Genomic DNA, 7,091 nt, shown 5'->3' on the forward strand with positions numbered 1-7,091 from the left:
CCCCCCAGGCTCGGCATCCCCCTCGACCGACATCGACACCGACACCGACTTCGCCCCAGCCGGTCACGCCGACGCGGACACCCAGCCCCTCATCTACCGGGCCAGCTAACGTTCGCCGTCCGGGTTCGTCGGTGATCGCGGAGGCGCGGCCATAGGCCGGAGCATCGCCGCCCTGCACGAGTGTGGGATTCCACCGCACGAGGTGCCATTGACGATTCCCTGGCCGTCCTCACCTGGCCGCGGTGGTCAGCCCGTCGCCGGAGGCCATGTCGTCCATGCCGATCCCGGATATGGATGAGCCGGGTATGGAGGTCGCGGCAGACGGGGCTGAATCAGCTCATTCCGTTTGCCGAACAGGCCGGAATGAAGCTGACCCACCTTGCGGCGGCGTTCGTGGTTGCCCATCCCGCCGTCACCTCGACCATCATCGGGCCGTGCACCATGGAACAGCTCGACGACCTGCTCGCCGGCGCCGATATCACCCTCGACGACAAGATCCTCGAGGAGATCGCCGCGATTGTCGCGCCCGGCACCGACGTCGGCCAGCTCGACATGGCCTACGCCCCACCCGCGATCGAGCACGCCACGCTACGCCGACGGCCGGCCGACGACCGCGCCGCCGCCTGAGGAAGGTCCGAGAACGCCCGGCGGTGAAGGGGATTCCGGGGAACGGCGGCGCCATTCGGAGTAGTTCTCGGCGAGGCGGTGCAGGCCGGTTCTGATGCGGGACTCGCCGAGTTCCGCCAGCAGCGCGGCGACGTGGTCGGCGGCGAGTGCGGCGAGCAGGGTGTGCGCGGCGTGGTCCGGATCGGGTGCGCCGTCCAGCAGGATCGCCACGTGTCGGTGCCAGAACCGGTAGGCCCCGATCCGGTAGCGGGCTCCGGGTGTCGCGGTCTCCGACATCCGTACCAGGTCCAGGTGCTCCAGCAGGTAGTCGAGGTATGCGCCGACGAACGCGGTGAGCCGTTCGGAGGACGCCGCTCCGGGGCCGAGTGGCGGCGGCCCGTGCAGGATCGCCTCCTGCAGCATCTGCTCCCGCGTGTCGAGCAGTGCGACCGCCAGGCCCGCCTTGTCCCCGAAGCGGCGGAAGAGGGTGCCCTTGCCCACCCCGGCGGCCGCCGCGATCTGGTCCATGGAGACCGCCGCGACTCCGTGCTCGGCGAACAGCCGGGCGGCGGCGTCCAGCACGGCGACCCGGTTGCGCGCGGCGTCAGCTCGTTCCCTTGGCGGCGGGGTGCGAAGCAGCTCCAACGGTGTTGCGCAACCGGACTGCGGTCCGCTAAGGTTCTCCTGCACAACCGGACTATAGTCCGATTCTTTGGAGGTGGGAGCATGACCGCACTCATTACCCGTGACGAGCTGAAGGCGGCGATCGCCGCCGGGAACGTGACCGTCGTCGACGCGCTGGGTGGCGAGTACTTCGCGCAGCAGCACCTGCCCGGCGCCCTCGCCCTGCGCCCCACCGAGGTCGACGCCAAGGCACCGGCCGTGCTGCCGGACCGCGACACCGCCATCGTCACCTACTGCTCCAACCCTGCCTGCCCGAACAGCGGCCAGGTCGCCGACCGGCTCACCGCGCTCGGCTACCCCAACGTCCGCAAGTACCGCGAGGGCATCGAGGACTGGGTGGCGGCTGGCCTGCCGACCGAATCGGCCTAACCCGGAACCGCCGCGGCGGCAGGGCCTGTCGGTGTTTGGTGGTACTCGTCCGGAAGCCGGAAGCCGGGCGCCGCGCGCTCGTCGCTAGGCGTCTCGGTAGCCGGGATGTCCTCGACCCGACGGTAGACCGGCAGGCCCCGCTCCTGGGCGATCTGGATGCCCTGGTCGGCGCCGGTGGACTCCGCCGGGTAGCCGGAGCACCGTCGCAATGCTGGAGCAGGCGTTCCGCGGTGGGGTACATGATCTGTCCGGCGACCGGGTCGGCCGGGCCGGTGTCGCCCGCGCCGCGCAACACGGGCAGTGCGACCCACTCTCCGATCATCGGGACGTCGCCGCTGCGGAAGACCGGCCAGGCAGCTTCCTCCAGGCGGGCCTCAGGGGGTCTGCTGCGTCGGACGCGGCGCCCTACCGTCTGCCCCGAAGGTGCGGCCACAGCATCAGAGTCGAACATCGGAACTCCTGGTCGGGGCATGCACGGATGGCGTGGTCGGTGCTGGCACCGGACTGAGGTCGCCCTGCTGGCGCTGTCGACGTGTCGACACCGGGCGCCGGACCCCGGACAACACGTGCCGTACCCCGGACGCGGGGCACCGGCCTTCGGCTGCGGGGTAAATCCGGGGTGCACCCGGGGGTGCATGATGGTCGACATGGGTGCTGACGAGCCGGCGCAGAGCGCATGGTCGCGGGTGGACACGAGCGTGCCGCACTCCGCTCGGGTCTGGAACTACTGGCTCGGGGGCAAGGACAACTTTCCCGCCGACCGGGAATTGGGGGACAAGGTCTTCGAGGTCTACCCGGACATCGTGCGGGTCGCCCGCGCGCAGCGGGAGTTCCTGGTCCGAGCGATTACCTTCCTTGCCCGCGAGGTGGGCATCCGCCAGTTCCTGGACATCGGCACCGGCCTGCCGACCGCCGACAACACCCATGAGGTCGCGCAGCGGATCGCCCCGGACTCCCGCATCGCGTACGTCGACAACGATCCTCTGGTGCTGGTGCATGCCCGCGCGCTGCTGACCAGCGCACCCGGCGGCGCCACCGCCTACATCGAGGCCGACGTGCGCGACCCCGACAGGATTCTCGCGGGGGCGGCCGAGCTCCTGGACTTCACCAGGCCGGTCGCTCTGGTGATGTTCGGCATCATGGGGAACGTCGCCGACACCGACGAGGCGAAAAAGATCGTGAAACGGCTACTCGACGAGGTGCCGCCGGGAAGCTACCTCGCGCTCAACGATGGCACGCACGGCGAGGCCGTGGACAAGGCAATCGAGATCACCCAGGCAGATGGGCACCCCTACAACCTGCGTACCCCGGAGCAGGTCGCGTCCTTCTTCGACGGCCTCGACCTCGTCGAGCCAGGCGTGGTCTCAACGCCCCTCTGGCGGCCCGCGCCCGGGTCGGAGCCGCAGCCGCTCCACATCTTCGGCGGGGTCGGCCGCAAGCCGTAGCCCGTCCTCGACCGGGGCTGGCCGTCCTCCGGGGGACGGCGTCACGGGGCTGGTGGCCACGATCGGCGGGGTCTTGGTCGCGCTGACAGGCGCGACCGCTGGACTGCTGCAGTCCGCTCACGAAGTGGTCGTAACGGCCCGCGAGTGGTGACGAGGGAAACGGAGGTGGTGAAAGATCGCCTTCGGATCCTGCGGGGATCCGGTGTCATTCTGGGGTCGGGGCCCATGCGCCGTGTACGGACGCACGACGGCGTGGCTGTGCGTTTCCGCTGGTAGATGGCCTGTTCTCGCGGTTGGGGATGGAAATTGTGGGGCCGGGGATGGCGGGGTGGCGGTTCGCATTGTGCGCGGTTCTGACCACTGGTCACTGTGACTATCGGTGTGACCTGGCATTTTGTTGAACTTCTTGCCGGGTGCAAAGCTCGCACAATGCGAACCGCTGTCTGATCCGACAGGCTCACCGGGCCGTGATCGTGTGTTGGTCAGGAGGTGCCGGCTGTCCCGCCAGCACGGCACGGCAACCTCGAAGCCTGCTCGCCGGCGGGACGTCGCGCGGTAGGCCAGGTGTCGGCTCCGGGCGGAGGGTTGGCGTTCAGTTGGGATTTGGTTCGCCAGACCGACGTGTGGGTGCCGGAAACTGGGGTCGGGTCATGCGGTCTGCCGGTATTCGTGGATGAGCCCGCCGAGCCGATCATGTCGAACGGTCGAGGTGTCGGGTTCGGGCGGTGGGCTGGTGCCGGTGCTGAGCGGTGCCTGTTGTTGGAGTGATCGGTGGGGTCGGTGCTGGTTGTAGTGGTCGATGTAGTCGGTGAGGACGGCGGTGGTGTGTTGTTCGCCGAGGATGAGGAGGTGGTCGAGGCATTCGCGGCGGACGGTACCGACCCGGCGTTCCGCGAAAGCGTTCGCGACCGGGGTCCGTACGGGTGTCCGCACGATATCGATGTTGTCGGTGGTGAAGACGGTGTCGAAGACGGCGGTGAACGTCGTGTCGCGGTCACGGATGAGGAACCGGAACCGTGCGGCCTACTCACCCAGAGTAATGGGCAGGTTGCGGGCTTGCTGGGTGGCCCAGCTGTTCGTCGGGCGGAGGATCAGCTGGCGGATCTCCGTTGGGGTGGAGGGCCTGCCGGGTGGGCGGTGCGGCTGGGTTCAGCGGCGGCGGACCAGGTGGCGGTGCCAGCGCAGAATCGTCTCAGGGCGGACCAGCAAGGTCGGCGATGAGGTGCGCGGGAGCAGCCGTGCCAGGCCGGCGAGGATGGCGCGGTCGGCCCAGCAGTACCGGGGCCGGGGCACCTGGCGGCGTAGCACGGTGAGTTCGTGGCGGAGCACAAGGATCTCGGCGTCTTTCGTCGCCGAGCTGCGGGCCACCAGCCCCAGCCAGCCCACCAGCCGACAGAAGACGAGGTAGATCAGCCGAACCGCCATGGCCAGAATCATCCACACGGTGGTTGTCCCGGTCAACAGCACCTGATGGCCGGCAGAGCACGGCTGGACGACAGGCAGAGGTACAGGTGTCCGATCGCCTTCGACGGAAGGCCTATCGATCACCGGCTGAGACAGAAGCCCTGGTCAGATCCTACGGACGAGTTTCGGGCACCCACAGGCTGATCCGCGCGGGCAGTAGACCCGGTCATCGGCGTAACAGTCCATGTCGATAGCGTGGTGCGCGTTTGGCCCGCATCTGCCGGGCCTCCATGGGGGAGGAGGTGCTCGCTGTGGCCAAGGACCTTGAACGGCATCTGGTTGGCTGGGGCAACGCCGAGTATGTCCTCGACCTGTCCAACATCGTTCGCCCTAACCCCTTCGGCGGGCCGGGGAAGCGTACCCTTCGCCGGCTCGTCCTCGTTCTTGACGCACTGGTGCGGCTCACCGGGGACCCGGACGTCGGGGTGTACCTGGTCGCGGACCGGAGCTTGCGCACGGGCCGAGGACGAGCGGAGTTCACCGACCCGTCCGACGCCGACAGACTGGACCGCTGGGTAGCCGACGGCCTTGTAGAGGAGGTCGACGAGGCCGACGAGCGGATTCTCGAGCTGGCATCTGCCGGCCTCCCGGTCATCAGCGGCGACCTGTATGTCGGCCACCGCGACTTGCACCCGTGGATCCAGGGCGACACCGAGCGTTTCCTCAAGCCTGTCAAGGCGAACGAGGCGGGCAGCGCGGTCCGGCTGATTCCTCAGGACATGGGCTTGCGGCCGGCGTACGAAATCTCTCGGCATGGCGAGCGGGACGTTCACAAGGCGATGGGTCTCCTCGACCGTCGGCGACGGCCGCTGCTGAGGTATCTTGGCCGGGCATGGCGCTGCCAGGACCCGCGCTGCACCCTCTACGACGTCCGCAAGAGGCAGGGCAACGTGTTTCCACCGCGGATCCGCGGGAACGTGGCTGTCTGCGCGGTGCACGGCACACCCCTTCTCGACGACGGCCCGCGTCCCCGCGCCACTCAGCTCAAGGTCCTCATCACCGGGGGCGCGACACCCGTCCGTTACACCCTGTCGGAGGGATCCGAGAGGGTGATCGGCCGCCACGTGGAGGCCGGCATCGCGCTGTTCGACCTGCTCGATCGCGATGTCGCCGCCCGGATCAGCAAGGAGCACCTCGTCGTGACCTTCCGCGACGGGAAGGTGCTGGTCCGTGACATCAGCCGGCCCGGGACCTGGATGCGTTCGGCGCGGCGCAACTTCGGATTTGGCGAGTGGACGCTGCTGGATCCTGGTGCCGACTACGCCTTCCATCTCGGCGACGAGGTGAAGATCACCGAGGGCGTGGTCCTTACCCGCAGTGGCCAGCTGTTCCCCAACGAGGTCGCTGACGCCTGGAAGCACGCCGCACCGAAGCGCCGCCAGCCACAGGCTGCCGCCGACGCGCCCACGATCCTGCGCTGATCCGGGCCTGCCCATGCCAGGCACGTTCATGCGCGCGCTGGTCGCCGCCGCGCTCGGGGACAAGTACGAGGTGGGTGACCAGGTCGGCCACGGCGCTTCCGGCCATGTCTTCATGGGCCGACAGCGCAGCCTGGGCCGCGATGTCGCGATCAAGGTTCTCTCGGATACGAGGGCAGGCGCTCCGGCCGGATTCCTCGCGGAAGCCCAGCTTCTCGCCACCCTCGACCATGGGCACATTGTGCGCGTGTACGACATGATCGAGGCCGAGGGCGTATGTCTGATCATCCTCGAGCTGCTGCCGGGCGGAACGCTGGCGGACCGCAGGGCGGAGCTCTCCCCGGAGGCGGCATGCGCGGTCGGCCTCGGCGTCGCCGAGGCGCTCGAGCATGCCCACAGCCACGGTGTGCTGCACCGCGACATCAAGCCGGACAACATCCTGTTCGACGCCAAAGGCGTCGTGAAGGTCACCGATTTCGGGATCTCGAAGATCCTCGGTGGCATGACCGTCAACGTGACCGCGGGCGTCGGCACCCCCAAGTACATGCCGCGCGAACAGCTCGATCCCCTCCGCTACGGCCGGATGGGGCCGGGCACCGACCTGTACGCGCTCGGGACGGTGCTCTACGAACTGCTTGCTGGCCAGTCGCCGTTCGGCGACTGGCCGCAGCCCTGGTCCTATTTCCACTACGCGGAGCACACGGTCCCGTCCGCACCGCCCGGGGTGCCGACCCGGCTCGCCGACGTCATCCTGCGTGCCCTGGCCAAGGACCTTGCCGACCGCCAGCCCACCGCCTACGCCTTCGCCCTCGATCTCGCCACCGCCGCCCGCCAGGCCTACGGCCCACGATGGCTCAGCCGTGCCGGCATGGCGCTGCACCTCTCCGAGGACGTCCGTTACGCCGCCGACCACGCAGAGCCCGTCGCCGGTCCCGACCGGCCGGAGCTGGCGCCGCCAACCGCGGAACCCGCCGCCTCCGCGGGCCCGAACCCCGCAACCGTGATGCCAGGGCCGGGGGCTCCCCAGGCAGGCGCAGCAGGCGAGGATCCCAGGTTCGCGGTGACTGTCATGCCCGACGCGGCGCTCCCCGCCGCCCCCGCTGAC

The 7,091-nt window shown here is 69.2% G+C and carries 8 protein-coding genes and 1 pseudogene; 5 read left to right on the plus strand and 4 right to left on the minus strand.

The genetic code is table 11. The features are described 5' to 3' along the window. Positions 1–180: 180 nt before the first annotated feature. Complete coding sequence (locus FMEAI12_RS07835; protein ID WP_255565666.1) at positions 181–627, plus strand: aldo/keto reductase; 447 nt, start codon at positions 181–183, stop codon at positions 625–627. Here FMEAI12_RS07835 and FMEAI12_RS07840 read toward each other — a convergent pair. Next, the gene (locus FMEAI12_RS07840; RefSeq protein ID WP_112105510.1) at positions 589–1,251 is read right to left on the minus strand and encodes a TetR/AcrR family transcriptional regulator; all 663 of its coding nucleotides are present in this window, start codon (positions 1,249–1,251) and stop codon (positions 589–591) included. The two genes, FMEAI12_RS07835 and FMEAI12_RS07840, sit on opposite strands and share 39 nt — an antisense overlap. A gap of 81 nt (positions 1,252–1,332) precedes the next feature. Here FMEAI12_RS07840 and FMEAI12_RS07845 point away from each other — a divergent pair, with 81 nt between their 5' ends. Continuing rightward, positions 1,333–1,659 (plus strand): rhodanese-like domain-containing protein, encoded by a 327-nt coding sequence (locus FMEAI12_RS07845; protein WP_112105511.1) that lies wholly within the window; start codon positions 1,333–1,335, stop codon positions 1,657–1,659. A gap of 101 nt (positions 1,660–1,760) precedes the next feature. Here the strand turns inward: FMEAI12_RS07845 and FMEAI12_RS39775 are convergent. Continuing rightward, positions 1,761–2,032, minus strand: a pseudogene (locus FMEAI12_RS39775) (DUF4406 domain-containing protein); the annotation flags it as partial. Positions 2,033–2,297: 265 nt separating this feature from the next. Here FMEAI12_RS39775 and FMEAI12_RS07855 point away from each other — a divergent pair. Then, positions 2,298–3,104 carry an SAM-dependent methyltransferase gene (locus tag FMEAI12_RS07855; protein WP_235013807.1) on the plus strand — a complete coding sequence of 269 codons (807 nt, stop codon included), beginning with the start codon at positions 2,298–2,300 and terminating at the stop codon, positions 3,102–3,104. A 648-nt stretch (positions 3,105–3,752) separates the two neighbouring features. On the opposite strand, the gene FMEAI12_RS07860 is transcribed toward FMEAI12_RS07855, so the two are convergent. Further along, positions 3,753–4,037: a transposase gene (locus FMEAI12_RS07860; protein WP_235013806.1), complete on the minus strand. Its 285-nt coding sequence runs from the start codon at positions 4,035–4,037 to the stop codon at positions 3,753–3,755. Positions 4,038–4,253: 216 nt separating this feature from the next. Then, positions 4,254–4,529: a hypothetical protein gene (locus FMEAI12_RS07865; RefSeq protein ID WP_146776651.1), complete on the minus strand. Its 276-nt coding sequence runs from the start codon at positions 4,527–4,529 to the stop codon at positions 4,254–4,256. A 290-nt stretch (positions 4,530–4,819) separates the two neighbouring features. Here FMEAI12_RS07865 and FMEAI12_RS07870 point away from each other — a divergent pair, with 290 nt between their 5' ends. Together FMEAI12_RS07870 and FMEAI12_RS07875 are read left to right on the plus strand one after the other, a co-directional pair. Next, the gene (locus FMEAI12_RS07870) at positions 4,820–5,989 is read left to right on the plus strand and encodes an FHA domain-containing protein (protein ID WP_200835221.1); all 1,170 of its coding nucleotides are present in this window, start codon (positions 4,820–4,822) and stop codon (positions 5,987–5,989) included. 13 nt (positions 5,990–6,002) lie between these two features. Further along, on the plus strand, positions 6,003–7,091 hold a 1,089-nt coding region (locus tag FMEAI12_RS07875; protein WP_146776652.1), incomplete at its 3' end, for a serine/threonine-protein kinase.

It is taken from the genome of Parafrankia sp. Ea1.12, assembly GCF_900465275.1.
Lineage (GTDB): Bacteria > Actinomycetota > Actinomycetes > Frankiales > Frankiaceae > Parafrankia > Parafrankia soli.

Excerpts from the sequence above, each read along its gene's own strand:
- FMEAI12_RS07855 (WP_235013807.1), top strand. The coding sequence starts at position 2,298 with ATGGTCGACATGGGTGCTGACGAGCCGGCGCAGAGCGCATGGTCGCGG.
- FMEAI12_RS07865 (WP_146776651.1), bottom strand. The coding sequence starts at position 4,529 with ATGGCGGTTCGGCTGATCTACCTCGTCTTCTGTCGGCTGGTGGGCTGG.
- FMEAI12_RS07845 (WP_112105511.1), top strand. The coding sequence starts at position 1,333 with ATGACCGCACTCATTACCCGTGACGAGCTGAAGGCGGCGATCGCCGCC.